Source organism: Vibrio sp. 1641 (assembly GCF_033339995.1).
GTDB classification, from domain to species: Bacteria; Pseudomonadota; Gammaproteobacteria; order Enterobacterales; family Vibrionaceae; genus Vibrio; species Vibrio alginolyticus.
This window is the reverse complement of record NZ_JAWOVP010000540.1, coordinates 1-505: the sequence shown is the minus strand read 5'-3', so window position 1 is coordinate 505 and position 505 is coordinate 1. Positions and strand designations below refer to the sequence as shown.

At 47.7% G+C, this 505-nt stretch carries 1 protein-coding gene and 1 pseudogene; both read left to right on the top strand.

The window, feature by feature from the left end; all coding sequences use genetic code 11:
- A pseudogene (locus R7Z47_RS27010) lies at positions 1-174 on the top strand (ABC transporter permease); the annotation flags it as partial.
- Positions 171-505, top strand: a 335-nt coding sequence (locus R7Z47_RS27005; protein ID WP_318131048.1) for an ABC transporter permease, incomplete at its 3' end; no start/stop codon positions are given. The pseudogene R7Z47_RS27010 and the gene R7Z47_RS27005, both read left to right, overlap by 4 nt.

The window sequence follows — 505 nt, the reverse complement described above, 5'->3', positions numbered from 1 at the left end:
ACCCATTACATCGAAGTTCAGGTTGGTCAGGCAAGCTACGGAGCGTCAGCCGCTCAATCGTTTAGTGCTTTGTGGCCAATGATCTGGTATGTGGTGCCACTCTTACTGACAGCCGCATTCATTCATAAATACCGAGCGGCAGCACTGTCGACTCAGCAAAGGGAGGCAGCATGACACTCTGGCAACTGATTAAAGCAGAGATTCGCTCTGTGCTGACCAACCCCGTCGTCACATTAACTGTTTTTGGTGGCGTGGTTTTTTATTCGTTTTTGTATCCACTGCCATACGCACAACAAACCCCGAGAGAGCAGCCAATTGCGGTCGTAAACCTAGACGGAAGCCAAACCAGCCTAAAGTTAGAGCGTATGGTCGATGCGACACCTCAAGTCAAAATCGTCTCGCGTTTACATACAGTTGAGGATGCAAAACAAGCGTTTTTGAATCGCGAAATTACGGGTTTCTTAGTGATCCCTGAGCACTTCTACAAAGACGTAATGTTAGGTAA